The sequence below is a fragment of the Pseudomonas sp. AC169 genome (assembly GCF_979258515.1).
On record NZ_OZ409866.1, the window covers coordinates 2,169,702 to 2,191,138 of the forward strand.

Sequence of the window (21,437 nt, forward strand, 5' to 3'; positions counted from 1 at the left end):
GGGTAATAAAAACAATGCACCCAAGCCTGACCGAAACACCCGCCCTGTCCCGCCGTGGCCTGCTGAAATTCAGCCTCGGCGCCACGGCGTTCCTCGCCACCGCCGGACTCGGCGCCAGCCTCAGCGGCTGCTCGTCAAGCGTCGCGGCCAACGGTTTTGTCTCATTGCGCGACGGCGATCTGTTGTTTCTGCGCGCGCTGATTCCAGTGATGCTCGACGGCGCCGTGGCGGCGGAAAAGATGCCTGCCGCCGTCGATGGCACGCTGAAGTCGCTGGACTACAGCCTCGATCACCTGTCGCCGGAAATGCTCAAACTTACCCGACAACTGTTCGACGTCCTCGGCATGGCGGTGACACGCGGGCCACTTACCGGGATCTGGGGCAGTTGGGAAAACGCCAGTCCGGAGGCCATGCGTCATTTCCTCGATCGTTGGGAAAACAGCTCGCTGAGCTTGTTGCGTATGGGCCATAGCTCGTTACAGCAGATGGTGATGATGGCCTGGTATACCCGCACCGAATCGTGGGGACATTGCGGCTATCCCGGCCCGCCTACCGTTTGAGATCGGCGGCGCGGCCTTCGCGAGCAAGCTCGCTCCCACAGGGGTTCGCATTCCAATGTGGGAGCGAGCTTGCTCGCGAAGGGGCCAGCCGCCACACCCAGCATCCAGAATAATAAAGAGAACCTGATCGATGCCCGTACCCGACCCGTTCCGCGAAGGCCTCGCCCGAGGCTGGAAAACCTACAACGGCGCACAGCTGAGCGATGACCTCACCCTTGAAGCAGACGTGGCGATCATCGGCAGCGGCGCTGGTGGCGGCACCACCGCGGAAATCCTCAGCGCTGCCGGTTACAAAGTGCTGCTGATCGAAGAAGGCCCGCTGAAAACCAGTTCCGATTTCAAAATGCTTGAAGACAAGGCCTACAGCAGCCTTTATCAGGAAGGCATCGGCCGCATGAGCAAGGACGGCGCGATCACCATCCTCCAGGGTCGCGCAGTCGGCGGTACGACGCTGATCAACTGGACTTCGAGTTTCCGCACCCCGGAGCCGACCCTTGAACACTGGGCCAAAGAACACAACGTCAAGGGCCATAGCCCCGCCGAGATGGCGCCGTGGTTCGAAAAAATGGAGCAGCGCCTCGGCGTCGCCCCGTGGATGGTCCCACCCAATGCCAACAACGACGTGATCCGCAAAGGCTGTGAGCAACTCGGCTATAGCTGGCACGTGATCCCGCGCAACGTGCGCGGCTGCTGGAACCTTGGCTACTGCGGGATGGGCTGCCCGACCAACGCCAAGCAATCGATGATGGTCACGACCATTCCCGCCACGTTGGAAAAGGGCGGCGAACTGCTTTATCTGGCCCGCGCGGAGAAACTGCTGATCAATGGCGACAAAGTCACTGGCCTGCAATGCGTGGCGATGGATGAGCGCTGCGTTGAACCGACCGGGCGCAAGATCAGCGTCAAGGCGCGGCATTACGTGCTTGCCGGCGGTGGCATCAACAGCCCGGCACTGTTGCTACGTTCAGACGCGCCGGATCCGCATGAAAACCTGGGAAAACGCACCTTCCTGCACCCGGTGAACATGTCCGCCGCGCGCTTCGACGAGGTCATCAACCCGTTTTACGGGGCGCCGCAGTCGATCTATTCCGACCATTTCCAATGGAAGGACGGCACCACCGGACCGATGGCTTTCAAACTCGAAGTGCCACCGTTGCATCCGGCACTGGCGGCCACGCTGCTCGGCGGCTTTGGCGCAGAAAGCGCGCAACACATGGCGGACCTGCCGCACACCCACGCCATGCTGGCCTTGCTGCGTGATGGCTTCCACCCGGACAGCACGGGCGGTGCAGTCGAGTTGCGGGGCGATGGTTCGCCGGTGCTCGACTACCAGGTTTCGCCCTATGCCTGGGAAGGCTTGCGCCGGGCGTTTCACGTCATGGCCGAAATCCAGTTCGCCGGCGGCGCAAAATCGGTAATGCCGATGCACGCCGACGCGCGCTACGTGAAAACCCTGGCTGAAGCGCGCACGCTGATCGATGGTTTGAGCCTCGAGCTGTATCGCACCCGGCTCGGCAGCGCGCATGTCATGGGCGGCTGCGCAATGGGTGAAGAGCCGAAAAGCGCGGTCACCGACAGTCTCGGTCGCCATCATCAACTGGCTAATCTGTCGATTCACGACGGCTCGCTGTTCCCCACCAGCATCGGCGCCAACCCGCAATTGTCGGTGTATGGCCTGACCGCGCAACTGGCGACGTCCCTCGCCGATCGGCTGAGAAACCCGTGAAAAAACCGATTATTGCCATCGTCTATAGTGCTTTCTTACCCAACAGGTGACTTGGCCGACCGGGACGGCTGCGATACCATCCGACTCCCCAACGGACTCCCGCCAGGACGACGCGATGAACCGAGTGTTGTACCCAGGTACCTTCGACCCTATTACCAAGGGCCATGGCGATCTGGTCGAACGCGCCTCGCGCCTGTTCGATCACGTGATCATTGCGGTCGCTGCCAGCCCGAAGAAAAACCCGCTGTTCCCGCTGGAACAACGGGTTGAACTGGCTCGCGAGGTCACCAAACACCTGCCGAACGTGGAAGTGGTCGGTTTCTCGACGCTGCTCGCGCATTTCGCCAAAGAGCAGAACGCCAATGTGTTCCTGCGTGGTCTGCGCGCGGTGTCGGACTTCGAATACGAATTCCAGCTGGCCAACATGAACCGTCAGCTGGCCCCGGATGTCGAGAGCCTGTTTCTCACGCCGTCCGAGCGTTACTCGTTCATTTCCTCGACGCTGGTGCGGGAAATCGCCGCGCTGGGCGGCGATATCAGCAAGTTCGTCCACCCGGCCGTGGCTGATGCGCTGACCCTGCGCTTCAAGAAGTAACGACCGTTCAAACGGCGCCCGCGTGCACTACGGGCGCCAATGCGGCACAATTGCGCGCATTGATTTATAGCGCCCGGGCCTGCCGCCCCGGCTGGAGTTAGCATGTCCCTGATCATCACCGACGATTGCATCAACTGCGACGTCTGCGAACCCGAGTGCCCGAACGCCGCCATTTCCCAAGGCGAAGAGATCTACGTGATCGACCCGAACCTGTGCACCCAGTGCGTCGGCCACTACGACGAACCACAGTGCCAGCAGGTTTGCCCGGTGGATTGCATTCCGCTGGACGAGGCACATCCGGAGACTGAAGAACAGTTGATGGAGAAGTACCGCCTGATCACTGGCAAGGCCTGATCCGCCGGAGTTATAGCGCTCTTTCGGGCCTCTTCGCGAGCAAGCTCGCTCCCACTTTTGAAATGCGTTTCAATGTGGGAGCGAGCTTGCTCGCGAAAGGGCCGTCAGCCACACAGCAAATCCCTGATCAGCTCACTCGCGCTGCTCAAACCCCTCCCCGATACACCCCAGACACCGCACAAACGCCGCTTTCGCCGGATCCACCACCAACGCCTGCCCGGCATCGCCAATCCCGCCACCCAGCGCGGTAAACGGCAACGACACGACAAACGCCCCCGCACCGATCACCGTCGCCACCACCAATAAAGGTCGGGCAATCAGCAAATCGCCAAGCATGGCGTAGGCCGGTGGATTCTGGATGGTGTAGCGCGGGTCACCGCTGCCGTTTTCCGTGGCCTGAACGGCCAGACTGGAACACAGCAGCAGCGCAACAACGAGGACTTGCAAGGACTTCATGGCACGATCCTTCGGGCTGAACAGTGAGACATCTCACTATAGACCGTAGGACCTTTTCAGCTTTTTGCCTCAGCTCTGGCAGCGCGGGCAGAACACACTGGCGCGTTGACCGAGCTTCACTTCACGCAGACCGGTGCCACAGACCTTGCAGTGTTCACCACCGCGGCCATAGACAAACAATTCCTGTTGGAAATACCCCGGCTGGCCGTCACCGCCAATGAAATCGCGCAACGTGGTGCCGCCACGCTCGATGGCGGCGGCGAGAATCCGTTTGATCTCGATCGCCAGCGTCAGATAGCGCCCCCGGGAAATCCCCCCGGCCTCGCGGCGCGGATCGATCCCGGCGGCAAACAATGCTTCGGTCGCATAGATATTGCCGACCCCGACCACCACCGCGTTATCCATGATGAACGGCTTGACCGCCATCGAACGCCCACGCGACAGCTGGAATAAACGTTCGCCATCGAACAGATCGGTCAACGGCTCCGGCCCGAGACGAATCAGCAGCTCGTGATTGAGCGGATCGTTGCTCCACAGCATCGCGCCGAACCGGCGCGGATCGGTGTAGCGCAGCGCCAGCCCCGACTCAAGTTCAATATCGACGTGTTCATGCTTGAGCGCCGGCAAACCGACTTCGACCAGACGCAAATTACCCGACATGCCCAAGTGACTGATCAACGTGCCGACTTCGGCGTTGATCAATAGATACTTGGCGCGACGCTCGACCAGCACGATACGCTGCCCCGACAGGCGCACATCGAGGTCTTCGGGAATCGGCCAGCGCAAACGCCGGTCGCGAACGATGACCCGGCTGACACGCTGCCCTTCCAGGTGCGGGGCAATCCCGCGACGGGTGGTTTCGACTTCCGGCAGTTCAGGCATGGCGTCCTCGGATCAATGCGCGCCGAGGTCGCGGATCGTTTGTTTGAGGGTTTCGAAGTCGTAATCCGACAGCCCTACGTAGTCGAGTACCAGCGGCCCGACGGCGTTCCATTCGAAATCTTCGGTCTGGCTGCCCAGCACTCGATACGAAGCGCAAATGTGTTCGGCCATTTTCAGGATCGCCAGCAGGTTTTTCAGCTGACTGTTGCGCGACGACTCATCGCTGAAAATTGCCAAGGCGTTGTGGTGATTGGCGATCGCCGCGCTGACATGCTCGGGCAGGCGCCAGGACTTGGCCGTGTAGTAACCGACCACCGCGTGATTGGTGTTGAACTCACTGTTCTCGGTGTCGACCACCCGACATTCAGCGCTGGCATTGGCATAAGCCTTTTCCAGAACCGACATGTAATTGGGGAAACGCTGCAGCATCAGCGGCACGCCGCAATCGTGAAACAGGCCCAAGGCATACGCCTCATCACCGGCCTGAGTACCGATACGCTTGGCCAGCGTCAGGCAGGTCATCGCCACGTCCTGAGCGGTGTCCCAGAAACGGTTGAGGGTGACGATGGTGTCGTCGTTCATCTCGCCCTTGATCGACTGCGCGTTGATCAGGTTGATGATCGAACGGCTGCCCAACAGGTTCACCGCGCGCTGAATCGAGGTGATCTTGTTGCTCAAGCCGTAATACGGCGAATTGACGATTTTCAGCAGCGAGCCGGACAGGCCAGGATCCTGAGCGATCAACTTGGCGATCACCTCCAGGTCCGGGTCGGGCATGTACTGCTCCATTTGCAGATCCACCATGATCTGCGGTTGCGCAGGCACACTGATGCCTTGCAGCGATTGTTGAATCTGTTCGGTGGTCAGCTCTTGGGACATAAGTACACACTCTGGGACAGGCGGCGATTCTAACCGTTGAAACCGCAGGGCGACACACCGATGGGCACATCGCAGGAACTTTCATTCAAGCTCAGGCTTCGGACTTTGTATGGCGCGATGGACAGTTTCTGTCCGGCGCGGCAACAAATTCCCACAGACTCAGGAGCTTATCGATGGCCACTTCCCTCAACGGCAAGCGCGTCGCTTTTTTGGTAACCGATGGTTTCGAACAGGTTGAATTGACAGGTCCCAAGCAAGCGCTGGAGCAAGCCGGCGCGCAGGTCGATATCCTTTCGGCCGAGGCTGGAAAGGTCAAAGGCTGGAATCACGACAAACCGGCGGACGACTTCAAGGTCGACCAGACTTTCCAGAGCGCCAGCAGCGAGCAGTACGACGCGATCGTCCTGCCGGGCGGCGTGCAGAACTCCGATACCATTCGCATTGATCAGGACGCCCAGCATCTGGTCAAGACTGGCGCTTCGGCCGGCAAGCCGATCGCGGTGATTTGCCATGGCGGCTGGTTGCTGATCTCGGCGGGACTGGTCAACGGCAAGACCATGACCAGTTACAAGACGCTCAAGGATGACCTGGTCAATGCCGGGGCCAATTGGGTGGACAAGGAAGTGGTCAAGGACGGTCATCTGATCAGCAGCCGTCAGCCGGATGATATTCCGGCGTTCAGTCGAGAGTTGATCGACGCACTGTCGGCGTAGCATTGGGGACCGCATTCGCGAGCAGGCTCGCTCCCACATTGGTCTTGTGTCGGTCACAAGCCCTTTGTGGGAGCGAGTTTGCTCGCGAAAGGGCCATCAGCGTTTCATCGCTGATCAAACCCGACACAAGTCGCAACACGCTATACTCCCGCTCTTTTTTCCGGAGCGACGTCATGTCCCTGCCTAGCTTGCGCCTCAAAGCCAACGCCGACCGTCGCCTGCGCGCCGGTCACCTGTGGGTCTACAGCAACGAAATCGATGTAGCCGCCACCCCTCTGCACGGTTTCCAGGCCGGCGATCAAGCCATCCTCGAAGCGGCCGGCGGCAAACCGCTGGGCATCGTTGCGATGAGCCCGAACAACCTGATCTGCGCTCGCCTGTTGTCCCGCGACATCAAGCTGTCGCTGGACAAATCCCTGCTGGTGCACCGTCTGAACGTGGCCCTGTCGCTGCGCGAGCGCCTGTTCGACAAGCCGTTCTATCGCCTGGTATATGGCGATTCCGACTTGCTGCCTGGCCTGGTCGTCGACCGTTTCGGCGACATCCTGGTGGTGCAGATCGCCTCGGCGACCATGGAAGCGCATAAAGATGACGTGATCGCCGCACTGACCCAAGTGCTCAAACCAAGCGGCATTCTGTTCAAGAACGACTCCGCCGCCCGTGATGCCGAAGGCCTCAACCGCTACGTCGAAACCGTGTTCGGCCTGGTGCCGGAATGGGTGGCGCTCGAAGAGAACGGCGTGAAATTCGAAGCCCCGGTGATTCAGGGTCAGAAAACCGGCTGGTTCTACGACCACCGCATGAACCGCGCACGCCTGGCGCCTTACGCCAAAGGCAAACGCGTTCTCGATCTTTATAGCTACATCGGTGGCTGGGGCGTACAGGCTGCCGCGTTTGGCGCCAGCGAAGTGTTCTGCGTCGATGCTTCGGCCTTCGCCCTCGACGGTGTCGAGCGCAACGCTGCACTGAACGGTTTCGCTGACAAGATGACCTGCATCGAAGGCGACGTTTTCGAAGCCCTGAAAGAACTGAAAGCCAGCGAAGAGCGCTTCGACGTGATCGTGGCCGACCCGCCAGCGTTCATCAAGCGCAAGAAAGACATGAAAAACGGTGAAGGCGCCTACCGCCGCTTGAACGAGCAAGCCATGCGCCTGCTCAACAAGGACGGCATTCTGGTCAGCGCATCATGCTCGATGCACCTGCCGGAAGACGATCTGCAGAACATTCTGCTGACCAGCGCTCGTCACCTGGATCGTAATATCCAGCTGCTCGAGCGTGGCGGTCAGGGCCCGGATCACCCGGTGCACCCGGCCATCGCTGAGACCCGCTACATCAAGAGCATCACCTGCCGCTTGCTGCCCAACAGCTGATCCATGCGGAAAACGGGGAGCCAGCAGGCTCCCCGTTTTTTTTGCGTGCCACTTTTCCTCCTCGCGATTACCCAATACTTCCTACAATTATTTTCTCGCTGACGTGCAGGATATTTCCTTACGTCCTTTAATTATTGAAACTTACCCTACAAGTTTATTTCCAGCTAAAGACTACTCCGACAAAATTACTGGAAATTTCCTACTTAATATCCCCTTGCCAATAATCCATTACAAACTATTATGAAGTTGTCACCACGAGGTGACTTCAACTATCAACGAACAAGGAGTTCAAATTATGAAAAGTATTTCTCTGGAAAGTAAAAAAATCGCAAACCTGGCTTTTCTGGTTGCTTCTAAAGCCCGCTAAGTAAGTCAGGACGCCGGAAAGTGCCGGCATTCCGGCGTCCTTTTTGACTTTATCCAGAGTGAATACCCAATATGCACATCAACCCCTTTCTATTTATATTGCCGCGTTCTCCCGGACAAATTGTATGGAACTATAAAAACCATACACAACACGAACTTGACCTGAACTATGCAACTCGCCTCGCGCAATTGATCAACAACCCGCAACTGTTCGACAACCACAACATAATAGACACACAATTATTAAGTGCGGGCATTCTAACCATTTCAAAAACAGACAATCCGCAATGGGGTTGGGACGAGTTGTCGAAGATTTACCACATCGGCACACAGAACATTCCCTGCGAACATACCCCACAAAATATCCACGAGTGGTCCAGACAATATCTGGCGCACTGCAATGAAGTATTGGCCACACCAGCGCCCGCGACAGACCGCCCGACGCTTGAAGCCGAGCAGCGCATTACCCTGCCCGCACCGTGCGCATTGAGTGACGACAGTCTTGGGAATGTGCTGCTCCAGCGCAAAACCTGTCGCAGCTATACAGGTGCAGCGGTAACGCTGAATGACGTCGGCACCCTGCTCTATCTGACCCTCGGTTATCTGCGCGAACGAGACAATGATCACGACGACAGCATCGCCCACGGGCTCAGCGCACGGCGCAGCAGTCCTTCCGCGGGTGGCCTGAACGCTTGCGAAGGTTTTCTGTTGGTCCAGAACGTCGAGGGTCTGGAGCCGGGCATCTATGTCTATCATCCGGCCGACCATACCTTGAGCCGGATCAATCCGTTGCCTGAACCGGCGCTGGGCCACTTGCTGGGCGGTCAGCATTTCATCAACAACCTGCCGCTGGGGTTGTTCATCACTGCCCGTTTTGACCGGCTCTGGTGGAAGTACGAACACTCGCGGGCTTATCGCATGGCCTTCGTCGAGGCTGGTCACCTGTCGCAAACCTTCCAACTGGTCGCCACGTCCCTGGGACTCAACACCTGGCTAACCGGTGCATTTGCCGACCAGCAGGTCGAAACACTCCTGAACCTGGAGGGCAGCGCCGAACAGCCGCTGTTCTTTGTCGGTTGTGGGCAAAGTGACGGGCAAGTGATGTGCCATGAAATGCGCGATCTGTTGCGCGAGGGACAAGCATGACCCTGTCAGTTGCAGTGCCGGATGAAGCACCGGTGTCCTGGGCGCTCAAATTCACCTTGGGTGACTGGGAGAGCCGCGCCTCCGTGCGCAGTAGTACACATGACTATCTGTTGCCCGACGATGTGCCGCTGCAGTTGCAAACCCGCCACTGGTTTCCACCGGCGTTTCTGCCTTATCTGGCACATCCGGCCATTCAGGCGGCAGGGCTCGACGTGGTGCACCGGCTGTCAGCCAACCACCTGGTGCACTTTCTCGACTACACCACCCTGCTCGAACACCGCATCGTCAATCGTGCCGTGGAAGTCATCGTGCACCGGGAGTTGCCCATTTACGTACCTTTGCCGATGAAACACGCGGCGCTGCAGCTCTACACCGACGAGGGTTACCACGCGCTGTTCTCCAATCGGCTCGCTGAGCAGATCGCCAGTTTCTATGGAATCACTGGACGTCCGGCTATTCCGAAGCGCATCACACGTCTGAACGCACTGATCGCCCGCACGCCGGAAAAGAACCGGGCGCTGGCCTGGTTTCTGCTCGGCTTCGTCTCGGAAACCATCATTGCCCGGGAGCTGCTGGACGTCTGCCGCGACAGCCTGGTGTCGGGCGTGAACGACATGCTGCGCGACCATCTCGCGGACGAAGCCCGCCACAGTCGATATTTCACCGAAGCGTTCCATTACTTCTGGCTGTCGATGAACAGCCGACAGCGCACATTTGCGAGCAGAACACTGCTGGAAATCATCGGGGTTTTTTTCGAGGCCGACGAACGCTGGCTGCAACAGAGCTTGCGAGGAGCGGGCATTGCCGACAGTGACGTGATGGAAATTGTCGGCGGCATGGCAACAGTGCAAGCCAATCGTGCGCGGGCACGATCAGGCGCCATCGCAACGCTGGACGCACTGCGCAAGGCCGGTTTTTTTGCACTCCCCCATAACCAGAAACTTTTCGCCAAGGCAGGACTGATCGATGGATAAAGGACAATCCGTGGCAACCACCAGACAGCGCCGCGCCGCTGTCAGTCTGTTGCTGACCATGGTGCTGCTTGGCGTGTTTCCACTGGATGTTCTGCTTCCTTCCTTTCCGGCATTGGCGACGCACTTTAGCCGCTCACCGGCAGATATCGCGCTGTCCATCAGTCTGTTCGCCGTAGGGATCGCGTTTGCCCAGGTCCTGATCGGCCCCCTCTCGGACGTGATCGGGCGCAAGGGCTTGTTACTCGTGGGCATGAGCGTATCCATGCTGGGTGCGCTCGGTTGCGTGACAACCAGCGATTACACGGTATTCCTGGTGTTCCGGGTGATGCAGGCGTTGGGCTGTGGTTGTTTCGTGCTGTCCCAGGCACTGGTGCAAGATCTGTTCGAAGGTGAGGAGCGCGACCGCTTGCGTATCCTGATGGTCACGGCCACCGGGATTTTCATCTCGGTGTCGCCGCTGGCCGGCACCTTTCTGCAGGCCACACTCGGTTGGCGCGGCAGCTTCTGGGTCTTTACCGCGCTGTCCGCCATGGTGCTGATCAAAGCGTGGTTGTTTTTACAGAACAGCCGTCCGACCCATAGTGGTGCGCGGTTGGGTTTCATTCAGTCCTACCGACTCGTGCTGGGGGATTTCGAGTTTGTCGGTTACTGGCTGATCTCTGCATTTGCTTTCGCCTGCCACTTCTCGTTCATCGTGATTTCGCCGCTGATTTTCATGGATCAACTGCAACTGGCGCCATACGACTTTTCATTGATTCTGCTGGTCTACGGTGCCGCCTATGTGGTTGGTGGCATTTTGGCCGCTGTACTGAATCGACGGATCACGCCGGTTCAGCAAATCTTCACCGGGCTGAGCCTGATACTGATGTCGGGACTGACAATGCTGTATCTGGCGGCGAATCATGCGTTGGCACCGGCCACGGTGTTGATCCCGATGCTGATCTGCACTGCGGGCACCACCATTGCGCGCCCCGCAGCCACCTCGCGGGCCATGGGCCTGTTTCCGGAAAACGCTGGCACCTGCGCCTCTGCGGGCAGCACGATCATCTTCATTTGTGGCGGGTTTATCAGTGCGTTGATCAGCCTCAGTCCGGTCAATCTGCAGTCAACGCTGGGTTACAGCTTTGTGCTGTTGAGCGCGATTGCGCTGCTGCTCAATAACAGACTCAGCCGTCGTGCCAGAAACCTCGAAGCCAATGCCGTTGCCCAGACCGGCGGTGATTAAACCCGCCGGTCGTCATTCCATACACGCCGTCTGCGCTGGAACAACGCTTTGCGCCATTCCCTCCAGACGCCAGCGGTGTAGAATCGGCTGATTCATCGCCATTCATCCCCCGGCGGGTTTATGAGCTCAAGCTGAGACCAGCGGCGATCCCGCAACGTCATCGGCAGCTTCCGGACACACGGCCATTTCTGAGTGTTCCAGACGTTAATAGAAGCTCACTCCCATTTAGTACCTGATTAGCCGCCCGGAGTGCTCCATGCCAGATTACCGCTCGAAAACATCCACCCACGGCCGCAACATGGCCGGTGCCCGCGCACTGTGGCGCGCCACCGGGATGAAAGATGACGACTTCAAAAAGCCGATCATCGCCATTGCCAACTCGTTCACCCAGTTCGTACCGGGCCACGTGCACCTGAAAGATCTGGGCCAACTGGTCGCCCGCGAAATCGAACGCGCCGGCGGTGTAGCGAAAGAATTCAACACCATCGCCGTGGATGACGGCATCGCCATGGGCCACGACGGCATGCTGTACTCGCTGCCGAGCCGCGAGATCATCGCCGACTCCGTCGAATACATGGTCAATGCCCACTGCGCCGACGCCATCGTCTGCATCTCCAACTGCGACAAGATCACCCCGGGCATGTTGATGGCGGCCCTGCGCCTGAACATTCCGGTGATCTTCGTTTCCGGCGGCCCGATGGAAGCCGGCAAGACCAAACTCGCTTCCCACGGTCTCGACCTCGTCGACGCCATGGTGATCGCCGCCGACGAAAGCGCTTCTGACGAGAAAGTCGCTGAGTACGAGCGCAGCGCCTGCCCGACGTGCGGTTCGTGCTCCGGCATGTTCACCGCCAACTCGATGAACTGCCTGACCGAAGCTCTGGGTCTGGCCTTGCCGGGCAACGGTTCGACCCTCGCCACCCACAGCGACCGCGAACAGCTGTTCCTGCAGGCTGGCCGCACCATCGTCGAGCTGTGCAAGCGTTACTACGGCGAGAACGACGAATCGGTATTGCCGCGCAACATCGCCAACTTCAAGGCGTTCGAGAACGCGATGATGCTCGACATCGCCATGGGCGGCTCGACCAACACCATCCTGCACTTGCTCGCCGCCGCCCAGGAAGCAGAAATCGATTTCGACCTGCGCGACATCGACCGTCTCTCGCGCAGCGTTCCGCAACTTTGCAAAGTGGCGCCGAACATCCAGAAGTACCACATGGAAGATGTGCACCGCGCTGGCGGCATCTTCAGCATCCTCGGCTCGCTGGCCCGTGGCGGCCTGCTGCACACCGACTTGCCGACCGTACACAGCCGCAGCATGGAAGAAGCCATCGCCAAGTGGGACATCACCCAGACCACCGATGAAGCGGTGCATCACTTCTTCAAGGCCGGCCCTGCCGGTATCCCGACGCAGACGGCGTTCAGCCAGTCGACCCGTTGGGAAACCCTGGATGACGACCGTGAAAACGGCTGCATCCGCAGCTTCGAACACGCCTATTCGCAGGAAGGTGGTTTGGCCGTGCTGTACGGCAACATCGCCATCGACGGCTGCGTGGTGAAAACCGCCGGTGTCGACGAATCGATCCACGTATTTGAAGGCAACGCGAAGATCTTCGAAAGCCAGGACAGCGCCGTACGCGGCATCCTCGCTGACGAAGTGAAGGCTGGCGACATCGTGATCATTCGCTACGAAGGCCCGAAAGGCGGCCCGGGCATGCAGGAAATGCTCTACCCGACTTCGTACCTGAAATCCAAAGGTCTGGGCAAAGCCTGCGCACTGCTCACTGACGGCCGTTTCTCCGGCGGTACGTCGGGTCTGTCCATCGGTCACGCTTCGCCAGAAGCAGCCGCCGGCGGTGCGATCGGTCTGGTGCAGGACGGTGACAAAGTGCTGATCGACATTCCGAACCGCTCGATCAACCTGTTGGTCAGCGACGAAGAACTGGCGGCACGTCGCGCCGAGCAGGACAAGAAAGGCTGGAAACCGGTCGAGATTCGCCCACGCAAAGTGACCACCGCCCTCAAGGCTTACGCCCTGCTGGCGACCAGCGCCGACAAAGGTGCTGTGCGTAACAAAGCGATGCTTGACGGGATCTGAAAAAGCTCAAAGCGGCGAGCTGCAAGCGGCAAGAAAGAGCAACGTGGCTCTTACTTGCAGCTTGCGGTTCGCCGCTATCAGCTGCTTTTATTGGATTTCTTCAGGCTTGACGATCACCCAATTCTTGTCCGCCGTCACCGGCAACCCTTCCTTGGCCTGCGCCGCTGCATGCTTGGCCATCATGCCGTTGATCTGCGTCATGTACTTGTCCTTGCGGTTGATCCACAAGTGAATCCCGCCCTTGGCCACGTCAACATCGTGGAACAGCATGTAACCGTCGCTGGTCGGCGTATCGCCACCGACCAGTACCGGTTTTTTCCACTCGTCGATATAGGTGAGGATCGCCGCGTGCTTGCCGGCCATCCAGGTGGCCGGGGTCCACAGATACGGCGTCAGCTCCAGGCCGAGGTTGGCCTTCTCGTCATATTTACCGGCGGTGATCTGTTTGCGCGCAGTGGTCAGTTCGCCTGACTTCGGATCCTTGAGCAACAGCGAAACGCCAATGACGTTCTGCGGTTTGACGTTGTAGCCATATTTGGGATCCGCCGCGACCATGCGCACCAGTTCTTCCGAGGCGGCGGTCATCACGTAAACCTCGATGCCGTTCTCCATCAGCTTGTTGTACAGCTCCTGCTGGCCGGTGAAGATTTTCGGCGGATTGACGTCGAGCTTCTTGACCACATCACCTTCGTAATAGGTCGCCGGCACCGGTTTGCCCGAGGCCATCAGCTCATCGACGTAGCCTTTGAGTTCCTTGAGAGTAAAACCGGAGAACACTTGCGCCACCCACGGGTAGCAGACCATGTCGTCGACTTCACAGAGGCGGTAGTAATAACTGAACAGGCTTTCCTTGTGGTCGGCGGTGTCCTTGAACGGCATCAGTTTCAGGGAGGGGTCGAGTTTGTCGCGGGTGATCAGGCCCTTGTTTTCCATGAACGGCAACAACGACTCTTCGAGGTCGTAGCGGTAACTGGTGTTGTCCATGTCGAACACCGCGTAGTTACCCTTGTTGGCATTGGCGGCGATCATCGCATCCAGCGCCTTGGCCTGATCGGCCGGCCAGTGTTTCAGGTCGGTGGCGAAGGCCTGAGAGACCAGACCCATACCCACCGTCAGTGCGACAGCCAGAAATTTCGGTGCGAACTTCATAAGCCTCTTCTCCCTGATTCAAAGAGATCGACGCTACCAAATAAGTATGACAGTCCTCGTCTGTCAGCGACCGCTCACGTCCCTGTTTGCGCCAGATGCATTGCCGAGAGCGACAAGGGCTTATTCCAAAAACGACGGACACCCTTCGATTTCGGTATTAAATCATTGCAAATCAAACTGTTAGGCTTGCCGGTTCGCAGTTGCCCAAGAATGCGACTGGCACAAGTCTTATCGGAGTTTTCATGAATCTGCCGCTGATCCTCAATCTGCTGGTGTTCCTCGCCCTGCTGTTCGGTCTGGCGCAAACTCGCCACACCACGTGGAGCCTGGCGAAAAAAGTCCTGCTCGCACTCGCGCTAGGCGTAGCGTTCGGCGTCGCGCTGCACACCGTTTACGGTGCTGGCAACCCGGTACTGAAAGCGTCGATCGGCTGGTTCGATCTGGTCGGCAACGGCTACGTGCAGTTGCTGCAAATGATCGTCATCCCGCTGGTGTTCGCCTCGATCCTCAGCGCCGTGGCGCGCCTGCACAACGCGTCGTCGTTGGGCAAGATCAGCTTCCTGACCATCGGCACCCTGCTGTTCACCACCGCGATTGCCGCGCTGATCGGCATCGGCCTGACCAACCTGTTCGGCCTCACCGCCGAAGGTCTGGTCGCCGGCACCCAGGAAATGGCCCGCCTGCAGACCATTCAGAGCGACTACGCCGGCAAGGTCGCCGACCTGAATGTGCCGCAACTGCTGCTGTCGTTCATCCCGCAAAACCCGTTCGCCGATCTGGCCCGGGCCAAGCCGACGTCGATCATCAGCGTGGTGATTTTCGCCGCATTCCTCGGGGTCGCCGCGCTGCAACTGCTCAAGGATGACGTCGAGAAAGGTCAGAAAGTGATCAACGCCATCGACACCCTGCAAGCTTGGGTGATGCGTCTGGTGCGCCTGGTGATGAAGCTGACCCCTTACGGCGTGCTGGCGCTGATGACCAAAGTGGTCGCCGGTTCCAACCTGCAGGACATCATCAAACTCGGCAGTTTTGTCGTGGTGTCGTACCTCGGTCTGGGCCTGATGTTCGTCGTGCACGGCTTGCTGGTCTCGGCGGCCGGGATCAACCCGCTGCGATTCTTCCGCAAGATCTGGCCGGTGCTGACGTTCGCGTTCACCAGCCGTTCCAGCGCGGCTAGCATTCCGCTGAGCATTGAAGCGCAGACCCGTCGTCTGGGGATTCCGCAGTCGGTGGCGAGTTTTGCCGCATCTTTCGGTGCGACGATTGGCCAGAACGGTTGCGCGGGGCTGTACCCGGCGATGCTGGCGGTAATGGTTGCGCCAACCGTGGGTATCAACCCGCTGGATCCGCTGTGGATCGCGACGCTGGTGGCAATTGTCACGTTGAGCTCGGCCGGTGTGGCCGGTGTCGGTGGCGGCGCGACGTTCGCGGCGCTGATCGTGCTGCCGGCGATGGGCTTGCCGGTGTCACTGGTGGCGTTGCTGATTTCGGTTGAGCCGCTGATCGATATGGGGCGGACGGCGTTGAACGTGAGTGGTTCGATCACCGCTGGCGCGATTACCAGTCAGGTGATGCAGCAGACCGATAAAGAACTGCTGCATGCGGATGAGCATGCGGAGTTGGCTCAGGCGTGATGTAAAGCAAGATCAAAAGATCGCAGCCTTCGGCAGCTCCTACAGGGAAACACGGATACCGTGTAGGAGCTGCCGCAGGCTGCGATCTTTTAGGCTTTTTCCCAGACTTCGAAGTTGTACGCGGGTTTATCTTCAACCGCCGGGTTTTCAACGTTCGACACCAGTTTCCACTGCTCCAAATCAAACTCAGGAAACCACGCATCCCCTTCCGGGCTCAACGCCACGCGAGTCAGATACAGACGATCCGCCTGCGCCAGCCCTTGCGCGTACAACTGCGCGCCGCCAATCAGCATCAGCTCATCGACGCCCTGCTCCTTCGCCCATTCCTCGGCACGAACCACGGCAGCTTCCAGCGACGGATAAACTTCCGCACCTTCGAGCACCAGACCGGTCTGACGGCTGACCACGATGTTCAAGCGCCCCGGCAATGGCCGACCGAGCGAATCCCAGGTCTTGCGCCCCATGATGATCGGCTTGCCCAAGGTCGTCGCCTTGAAGTATTTGAAGTCCCCCGGCAGGTGCCAGGGCATGCTGTTGTCGACGCCGATCACGCGGTTTTCACCGAGGGCTGCGATCAGGCTGAGAGGGAGAGATTTAGTCATGCCGGCGAGGATACCAGAGCCGCGCTTACCCCGATAAGCGCCACAGCGGTTATGCTCAGCGCTGAATTAAGCGACGGGATGCCGCGTGACTGAACTGACTCCACTGCAAAACCTCTGGCTCACCGAGACCGTGCGCCTGCGCGAAGAACATGCAGGCCCATTGGATGATCTGGAAGCCAACCGACTGGCGCGCACGGCCGGCGGCGATCTGCCGAGCCGCATTCAACGCCGGGCGTTATGGCTGGCCGAACGTGACGGGCTGACGGCTGCCCTCAGACACTGGCTGCAAGGCGCGCGTCTGGCGCTGGTGTTGTTGATGATCTTCGCGGTACTGAGCGGCACCGGCCTGGCCTTCGCCGCCCTCGGCCAGACGCCGGTCAACGTGTTTTGGGCCTTGGGCAGCCTGCTCGGGCTGAACCTGATTCTGTTGCTGAGCTGGTTGCTGGGATTGATCTTTGCCGGCGAACACGGCGCCACACTCGGACGGTTGTGGTTATGGCTCAGCGAAAAAATGGCCCGCGATGCCAAAGCCGCGCAACTGGCGCCAGCCCTGCTGCTGATGCTGCAACGCAAGAAACTCAATCGCTGGGCGCTCGGTACGCTGGTCAACGGTTTGTGGTTGCTGGCGATGCTCAGCGCGCTGATTCTGCTGCTGACGCTGATGGCGACCCGGCGCTATGGCTTCGTCTGGGAAACCACGATTCTCAGCGCCGACACGTTTATCCATGTCACCCACGCGCTCGGCTATTTGCCGTCGCTGCTCGGTTTCAACGTGCCGACCGTGGAAATGATCCGCGCCAGCGGCGACGGTGCGCTCGACATCGAAAGCGCCCGCCAGGCCTGGGCGACATGGTTGGTCGGCGTATTGGTGGTGTACGGCGTGCTGCCGCGTCTGCTGCTGACGTTGCTGTGTTTCTGGCGCTGGAACAGCGGCAAAACCGCGCTGCGTCTGGACCTGAACCTGCCCGGCTACGCGCAACTGCGCGAACGCCTGATGCCGACCAGCGAACGCCTCGGCGTCAACGATCCGGAGCCGGCGCAATTGCACCGTGTCGAAAGCAGTGTCAGTGAACTGGTCAGCGAAGGCGCGTTACTGGTCGCCATCGAACTCGACGAGCAACGCCCATGGCCACCGGCATTGCCGAAAAACGTCAGCAACGCCGGCATCCTCGACAGCCGCGAATCACGGCACAAACTCCTCGAACAACTGAGCCGCTTCCCGCCGGCACGTCTGGCAATTGCCTGTGACCCACAGCGTTCGCCGGATCGCGGCAGCCTCGCCTTGATCGCGGAACTGGCGCGCAACGCGGGCGAAACCCGCGTCTGGCTGCTGCAAGCGCCGCCCGGCGAAGCACTGGACGGCGAACGTCTCGGCGACTGGCACATTGCACTGCAACAGCTCGATCTGAAGTTCGCCGATTGCGCACCGTTGAACTGGCTGGAGACTGGCCATGACTGATGCCTGGAAAGCGCCGCTGAAACTCGCGGTGGTCGGCCACACCAACGTCGGCAAGACCTCACTGCTGCGCACGCTGACCCGCGATGTCGGCTTCGGCGAAGTCTCTCATCGCCCGAGCACCACGCGGCATGTCGAAGGCGCGCGGTTGTCGGTGGACGGCGAGCCGTTGCTCGACCTCTACGACACCCCGGGGCTGGAAGACGCCATCGCCCTGCTGGACTTTCTCGAACGCCTGGAACGTCCCGGCGAACGCCTCGATGGCCCGGCGCGACTGGCGCGGTTTCTCGACGGCAGCGAGGCGCGCCAGCGTTTCGAACAGGAAGCCAAAGTGCTGCGGCAACTGCTCGCCTCCGACGCCGGTTTGTATGTGATCGACGCCCGCGAACCGGTGCTGGCCAAGTACCGCGACGAACTGGAAGTGCTCGCCAGTTGTGGCAAACCGCTGCTGCCGGTGCTGAATTTTGTCAGCAGCGCCAACCATCGCGAGCCGGATTGGCGCGAGGCGTTGGCGCGGCTCGGCTTACATGCGCTGGTGCGTTTCGACAGCGTCGCACCGCCCGAGGATGGCGAGCGGCGGCTGTATGAAAGTCTCGCGTTGCTGCTGGAAAATGCTCGACCGCAATTGGAGCGACTGATTGCCGATCAACAGGCTCAGCGCCTCGCGCGTCAGCAAAGTGCGGCGCGCTTGATTGCTGAATTGTTGATCGATTGCGCCGCGTGCCGGCGCAGTGTGGTCAGCGAGGCGGAGCAGGAACAGCAAGCGATCAGTGAACTGCGCAAAGCTGTGCGTCAGCGCGAACAGAAATGCGTCGAGGCGCTGCTTAAGCTCTACGCGTTTCGTCCACAGGATGCGGCGGCGAGTGATTTGCCGTTGCTCGATGGGCGCTGGGGCGATGACTTGTTCAACCCGGAAACCTTGAAGCAACTCGGTGTTCGGGTCGGCGGTGGTATTGCGGCGGGCGCGGCGGCCGGGGCTGGCGTGGATTTGCTGGTTGGCGGGATTACCCTTGGCGCTGCGGCGCTGGCGGGTGCGATTGCTGGCGGTGCGCTGCAAACGGCGCGCAGTTATGGCAGTCGGTTGCTGGGCAAGATCAAAGGACAACGTGAGTTGACGGTGGATGACGGGGTGTTGCGGTTGTTGGCGTTGCGTCAGCGACAGTTGGTGTTGGCGCTGGATCTGCGTGGGCATGCGGCGATGGACGCGGTTCAGGTGGCGACCCCGCAGGACAAGACCTGGCGCGAGGGCAAGTTGCCCGAGGCGCTGAACAAGGCGCGGGCGCATCCGCAGTGGTCGTCGTTGAATCCGCAGGCGAAGTTGAATCAGGCGGAAAGGCAGGAGCAGATTGAGGCGTTGGTGGGGAAGGTGCTTGAGCTATAGACGCCGACCCTCACCCCAGCCCTCTCCCAGAGGGAGAGGGCTGGGGTGAGGGCAGCTATCACTCAGCCGACAACAAAACCTCAGCCTTGCGCTTGAGAACCGCCAAATCAGTCACCGGCACAGCCATTTCCTTGGCCAGCTCATCCCACTGCCGCATCCGCAGGCTGACCGCCCACAACGGATCCCGCTCAAACACCTCCGCCTCCGCCTCCGTCATCACCCCGCCCTGATACGCCAGCGTCCGCCGACTCGCCTCACTCAGCCGATCAAAATACCCCGGCTCACGCAACGTCAGGTACCGCTTGGCCTGCACGTGATACTCCACCAGCCGCGCCATGCGCTCGCTGAAGCCGGCCTCACGCAAATAATCCGCGCCCAGCCGTTCATGGCTGACCACGCCATACCCGCCCATGTTCTCTGCGCCTTCGGAACACAAATGGCCGATGTCATGAAAGAACGCCGCCAGCACCACTTCATCATCAAAGCCCTCAGCCATCGCCAGTTCGGCAGCCTGGGACATGTGCTCGATCTGCGACACCGGTTCGCCGATGTAATCACTGGTGCCGAAGCGTTCGTACAGCCCGAATACCCGCGCGACGACTTGCTCGTGAGCTGTCATTCAATTTCCTCCAGCAACTGCGCAACATTGCGCTCGGCCAGCGCCGGGCCGACGCTCATGCCGACACCGGTGTGCATCAGCGCCACACTCAACCCCGCTGCCGGGCGCAGCAACGAAAACGGCCCCGGCCCCCGAGAACCATAGACGCCCTGCCAGCGCTCGACCACTTGCACCTTGCAACCCAGCGTTTGCTCGGCCAGTTCGAGCATCCAGTTATCCACTTGCTCGGCGTTGAACGGTGAAGGATCGCTGCCGTAATGGTGCGAGTCGCCGATGATCAGTTCGCCGTACGGCGTCGGGCTGATCAGCAGGTGGATACCGTTGTCGTGCAGGTGCGGTTGTTCACGCAGGATCTGCGCCTGCACTGCCGCAGCTTCCGGCAGATCGGCGAAGGCGCCGTAGTGCACGCAACTCAAACCGGTGAGCAAGGCGTGTTGCAGATTGAGATCGATCTGCGGTTTGGCGCGAAGCATTTGCAAGCGGCAGATTTGCGGGTCGAGTGCGGCAATCGGCTCGGCCAGCAGGGTCTGATAATCGTGGCCGGAGCAGACGATGATCTGCTTCGCGGTAAACGTCCCCGCCGTGCTTTGCAGACGCCCCGGTTCGACGTCGCGCACCAGCGTGGAAAAGTGAAACTCGACGCCGAGGTCGCGGCGCAGGTAATTGATCAGTGCCGGGATCGCTTCGCGCGAATACAACTGTTGATCGTCCATGCCGTGCAACGCGGCGCGGTGATGGCTGAACTGGCCGTGATACAGATCGCGCAATGCGGCGCCGCGCAGCAGCTGAATGTTGTAGCCGTGCTCCACGGCGCGGCCATTGCAGAAGGCTTCCAGTAGATGTTCTTCGGCTTCGGTTCTGGCAAACAGGTAAGAACCGTTGCGCTTGATTTGCAAACCGGCGAGTTGCGCCCAATCACCCCAGATCTCGCGGCTGGCCTTGGCCAGTTCGAGCATGATGCCCGGTGGCTGGCCGGTGACCAGGGCCTGACCGAAGTTGCGCACCGAGGCGCCGAGGGGCGTGGCGGTGCGTTCGAAAACGGTGACTTTGAGACCGCGTTTGGCGGCGGCGTAGGCGTGGGACAGGCCGAGAATGCCGGCGCCTACGATGAGCAGGTCTTTGTGTTGTGTCATGAGGCTACCTCAATGATCGTTCCCACGCTCCGCGTGGGAATGCAGCCAAGGACGCTCTGCGTCCATAGTGACGCGGAGCGTCACGGGATTCATTCCCACGCGGAGCGTGGGAACGATCA

The 21,437-nt window shown here is 60.0% G+C and carries 20 protein-coding genes; 13 read left to right on the forward strand and 7 right to left on the reverse strand.

The annotated features are described in order from the left end of the window. Window positions 1-14: 14 nt before the first annotated feature. From ACZZ0G_RS09900 to ACZZ0G_RS09915, 4 genes are all read left to right on the forward strand, one after another. Window positions 15-560: a twin-arginine translocation pathway signal protein gene (locus tag ACZZ0G_RS09900; protein ID WP_463556027.1), complete on the forward strand. Its 546-nt coding sequence runs from the start codon at window positions 15-17 to the stop codon at window positions 558-560. Window positions 561-690: 130 nt separating this feature from the next. Continuing rightward, complete coding sequence (locus ACZZ0G_RS09905) at window positions 691-2,286, forward strand: GMC family oxidoreductase (RefSeq protein WP_463556028.1); 1,596 nt, start codon at window positions 691-693, stop codon at window positions 2,284-2,286. A gap of 115 nt (window positions 2,287-2,401) precedes the next feature. Then, window positions 2,402-2,881: a pantetheine-phosphate adenylyltransferase gene (gene coaD / locus ACZZ0G_RS09910; RefSeq protein ID WP_003229157.1), complete on the forward strand. Its 480-nt coding sequence runs from the start codon at window positions 2,402-2,404 to the stop codon at window positions 2,879-2,881. A 102-nt stretch (window positions 2,882-2,983) separates the two neighbouring features. After that, window positions 2,984-3,235 (forward strand): YfhL family 4Fe-4S dicluster ferredoxin, encoded by a 252-nt coding sequence (locus ACZZ0G_RS09915; protein ID WP_003213796.1) that lies wholly within the window; start codon window positions 2,984-2,986, stop codon window positions 3,233-3,235. Between the two features lie 132 nt (window positions 3,236-3,367). On the opposite strand, the gene ACZZ0G_RS09920 is transcribed toward ACZZ0G_RS09915, so the two are convergent. The 3 genes from ACZZ0G_RS09920 to ACZZ0G_RS09930 form a co-directional block, all read right to left on the reverse strand. Continuing rightward, on the reverse strand, window positions 3,368-3,691 hold the full coding sequence (locus ACZZ0G_RS09920) for a multidrug transporter (RefSeq protein WP_463556029.1): 324 nt from the start codon (window positions 3,689-3,691) through the stop codon (window positions 3,368-3,370). 69 nt (window positions 3,692-3,760) lie between these two features. Beyond that, window positions 3,761-4,573 carry a bifunctional DNA-formamidopyrimidine glycosylase/DNA-(apurinic or apyrimidinic site) lyase gene (mutM, locus tag ACZZ0G_RS09925; RefSeq protein WP_463556030.1) on the reverse strand — a complete coding sequence of 271 codons (813 nt, stop codon included), beginning with the start codon at window positions 4,571-4,573 and terminating at the stop codon, window positions 3,761-3,763. Window positions 4,574-4,585: 12 nt separating this feature from the next. After that, window positions 4,586-5,398 (reverse strand): HDOD domain-containing protein, encoded by an 813-nt coding sequence (locus ACZZ0G_RS09930; RefSeq protein ID WP_463558838.1) that lies wholly within the window; start codon window positions 5,396-5,398, stop codon window positions 4,586-4,588. A 227-nt stretch (window positions 5,399-5,625) separates the two neighbouring features. On the opposite strand from ACZZ0G_RS09930, the gene ACZZ0G_RS09935 reads away from it, so the two are divergent. The 6 genes from ACZZ0G_RS09935 (at window position 5,626) to ilvD (ending at window position 13,344) form a co-directional block, all read left to right on the forward strand. Beyond that, on the forward strand, window positions 5,626-6,165 hold the full coding sequence (locus ACZZ0G_RS09935; RefSeq protein ID WP_463385390.1) for a type 1 glutamine amidotransferase domain-containing protein: 540 nt from the start codon (window positions 5,626-5,628) through the stop codon (window positions 6,163-6,165). 173 nt (window positions 6,166-6,338) lie between these two features. After that, window positions 6,339-7,535 (forward strand): class I SAM-dependent rRNA methyltransferase, encoded by a 1,197-nt coding sequence (locus ACZZ0G_RS09940; protein ID WP_077574923.1) that lies wholly within the window; start codon window positions 6,339-6,341, stop codon window positions 7,533-7,535. A gap of 438 nt (window positions 7,536-7,973) precedes the next feature. Continuing rightward, complete coding sequence (locus ACZZ0G_RS09945; RefSeq protein WP_463556031.1) at window positions 7,974-9,047, forward strand: SagB family peptide dehydrogenase; 1,074 nt, start codon at window positions 7,974-7,976, stop codon at window positions 9,045-9,047. After that, window positions 9,044-10,021 (forward strand): diiron oxygenase, encoded by a 978-nt coding sequence (locus ACZZ0G_RS09950; RefSeq protein WP_463556032.1) that lies wholly within the window; start codon window positions 9,044-9,046, stop codon window positions 10,019-10,021. The genes ACZZ0G_RS09945 and ACZZ0G_RS09950 overlap by 4 nt, the downstream gene beginning before the upstream one ends. Continuing rightward, window positions 10,014-11,246 (forward strand): multidrug effflux MFS transporter, encoded by a 1,233-nt coding sequence (locus ACZZ0G_RS09955; RefSeq protein WP_463556033.1) that lies wholly within the window; start codon window positions 10,014-10,016, stop codon window positions 11,244-11,246. Before ACZZ0G_RS09950 ends, ACZZ0G_RS09955 begins: the two co-directional genes overlap by 8 nt. 256 nt (window positions 11,247-11,502) lie before the next feature. Beyond that, window positions 11,503-13,344: a dihydroxy-acid dehydratase gene (gene ilvD / locus ACZZ0G_RS09960; protein ID WP_463556034.1), complete on the forward strand. Its 1,842-nt coding sequence runs from the start codon at window positions 11,503-11,505 to the stop codon at window positions 13,342-13,344. Window positions 13,345-13,431: 87 nt separating this feature from the next. Here ilvD and ACZZ0G_RS09965 read toward each other — a convergent pair whose 3' ends face one another. Then, a complete protein-coding gene (locus ACZZ0G_RS09965; protein WP_463556035.1) occupies window positions 13,432-14,493 on the reverse strand; it encodes an HAD family hydrolase in 1,062 nt (353 codons plus the stop codon). A 242-nt stretch (window positions 14,494-14,735) separates the two neighbouring features. Here ACZZ0G_RS09965 and ACZZ0G_RS09970 point away from each other — a divergent pair, with 242 nt between their 5' ends. Next, on the forward strand, window positions 14,736-16,127 hold the full coding sequence (locus ACZZ0G_RS09970; protein WP_463556036.1) for an L-cystine transporter: 1,392 nt from the start codon (window positions 14,736-14,738) through the stop codon (window positions 16,125-16,127). Between the two features lie 89 nt (window positions 16,128-16,216). Here the strand turns inward: ACZZ0G_RS09970 and ACZZ0G_RS09975 are convergent, their stop codons facing one another. Continuing rightward, complete coding sequence (locus ACZZ0G_RS09975) at window positions 16,217-16,729, reverse strand: dihydrofolate reductase (RefSeq protein ID WP_463556037.1); 513 nt, start codon at window positions 16,727-16,729, stop codon at window positions 16,217-16,219. Window positions 16,730-16,814: 85 nt separating this feature from the next. On the opposite strand from ACZZ0G_RS09975, the gene ACZZ0G_RS09980 reads away from it, so the two are divergent. Together ACZZ0G_RS09980 and ACZZ0G_RS09985 are read left to right on the forward strand one after the other, a co-directional pair. Next, a complete protein-coding gene (locus tag ACZZ0G_RS09980; protein WP_463556038.1) occupies window positions 16,815-18,188 on the forward strand; it encodes a DUF2868 domain-containing protein in 1,374 nt (457 codons plus the stop codon). Next, entirely contained in the window at window positions 18,181-19,566 is a 1,386-nt protein-coding gene (locus ACZZ0G_RS09985; protein ID WP_463556039.1) for a GTPase/DUF3482 domain-containing protein, read from the forward strand. Before ACZZ0G_RS09980 ends, ACZZ0G_RS09985 begins: the two co-directional genes overlap by 8 nt. Before the next feature lie 58 nt (window positions 19,567-19,624). Here the strand turns inward: ACZZ0G_RS09985 and ACZZ0G_RS09990 are convergent, their stop codons facing one another. Both ACZZ0G_RS09990 and ACZZ0G_RS09995 read right to left on the reverse strand, forming a co-directional pair. Next, window positions 19,625-20,185 carry a phosphonate degradation HD-domain oxygenase gene (locus tag ACZZ0G_RS09990; protein WP_463556040.1) on the reverse strand — a complete coding sequence of 187 codons (561 nt, stop codon included), beginning with the start codon at window positions 20,183-20,185 and terminating at the stop codon, window positions 19,625-19,627. Beyond that, a complete protein-coding gene (locus tag ACZZ0G_RS09995; RefSeq protein WP_463556041.1) occupies window positions 20,182-21,318 on the reverse strand; it encodes a TIGR03364 family FAD-dependent oxidoreductase in 1,137 nt (378 codons plus the stop codon). Before ACZZ0G_RS09995 ends, ACZZ0G_RS09990 begins: the two co-directional genes overlap by 4 nt. Between the last annotated feature and the right edge of the window lie 119 nt (window positions 21,319-21,437).

What these genes read in the sequence shown, in the direction of transcription:
- ACZZ0G_RS09900 (WP_463556027.1), top strand. Translation starts at nt 15, where the DNA reads ATGCACCCAAGCCTGACCGAAACACCCGCCCTGTCCCGCCGTGGCCTG.
- ACZZ0G_RS09905 (WP_463556028.1), top strand. Translation starts at nt 691, where the DNA reads ATGCCCGTACCCGACCCGTTCCGCGAAGGCCTCGCCCGAGGCTGGAAA.
- coaD (WP_003229157.1), top strand. Translation starts at nt 2,402, where the DNA reads ATGAACCGAGTGTTGTACCCAGGTACCTTCGACCCTATTACCAAGGGC.
- ACZZ0G_RS09915 (WP_003213796.1), top strand. Translation starts at nt 2,984, where the DNA reads ATGTCCCTGATCATCACCGACGATTGCATCAACTGCGACGTCTGCGAA.
- ACZZ0G_RS09920 (WP_463556029.1), bottom strand. Translation starts at nt 3,691, where the DNA reads ATGAAGTCCTTGCAAGTCCTCGTTGTTGCGCTGCTGCTGTGTTCCAGT.
- mutM (WP_463556030.1), bottom strand. Translation starts at nt 4,573, where the DNA reads ATGCCTGAACTGCCGGAAGTCGAAACCACCCGTCGCGGGATTGCCCCG.
- ACZZ0G_RS09935 (WP_463385390.1), top strand. Translation starts at nt 5,626, where the DNA reads ATGGCCACTTCCCTCAACGGCAAGCGCGTCGCTTTTTTGGTAACCGAT.
- ACZZ0G_RS09940 (WP_077574923.1), top strand. Translation starts at nt 6,339, where the DNA reads ATGTCCCTGCCTAGCTTGCGCCTCAAAGCCAACGCCGACCGTCGCCTG.
- ACZZ0G_RS09945 (WP_463556031.1), top strand. Translation starts at nt 7,974, where the DNA reads ATGCACATCAACCCCTTTCTATTTATATTGCCGCGTTCTCCCGGACAA.
- ACZZ0G_RS09950 (WP_463556032.1), top strand. Translation starts at nt 9,044, where the DNA reads ATGACCCTGTCAGTTGCAGTGCCGGATGAAGCACCGGTGTCCTGGGCG.
- ACZZ0G_RS09955 (WP_463556033.1), top strand. Translation starts at nt 10,014, where the DNA reads ATGGATAAAGGACAATCCGTGGCAACCACCAGACAGCGCCGCGCCGCT.
- ilvD (WP_463556034.1), top strand. Translation starts at nt 11,503, where the DNA reads ATGCCAGATTACCGCTCGAAAACATCCACCCACGGCCGCAACATGGCC.
- ACZZ0G_RS09965 (WP_463556035.1), bottom strand. Translation starts at nt 14,493, where the DNA reads ATGAAGTTCGCACCGAAATTTCTGGCTGTCGCACTGACGGTGGGTATG.
- ACZZ0G_RS09970 (WP_463556036.1), top strand. Translation starts at nt 14,736, where the DNA reads ATGAATCTGCCGCTGATCCTCAATCTGCTGGTGTTCCTCGCCCTGCTG.
- ACZZ0G_RS09975 (WP_463556037.1), bottom strand. Translation starts at nt 16,729, where the DNA reads ATGACTAAATCTCTCCCTCTCAGCCTGATCGCAGCCCTCGGTGAAAAC.
- ACZZ0G_RS09985 (WP_463556039.1), top strand. Translation starts at nt 18,181, where the DNA reads ATGACTGATGCCTGGAAAGCGCCGCTGAAACTCGCGGTGGTCGGCCAC.
- ACZZ0G_RS09990 (WP_463556040.1), bottom strand. Translation starts at nt 20,185, where the DNA reads ATGACAGCTCACGAGCAAGTCGTCGCGCGGGTATTCGGGCTGTACGAA.
- ACZZ0G_RS09995 (WP_463556041.1), bottom strand. Translation starts at nt 21,318, where the DNA reads ATGACACAACACAAAGACCTGCTCATCGTAGGCGCCGGCATTCTCGGC.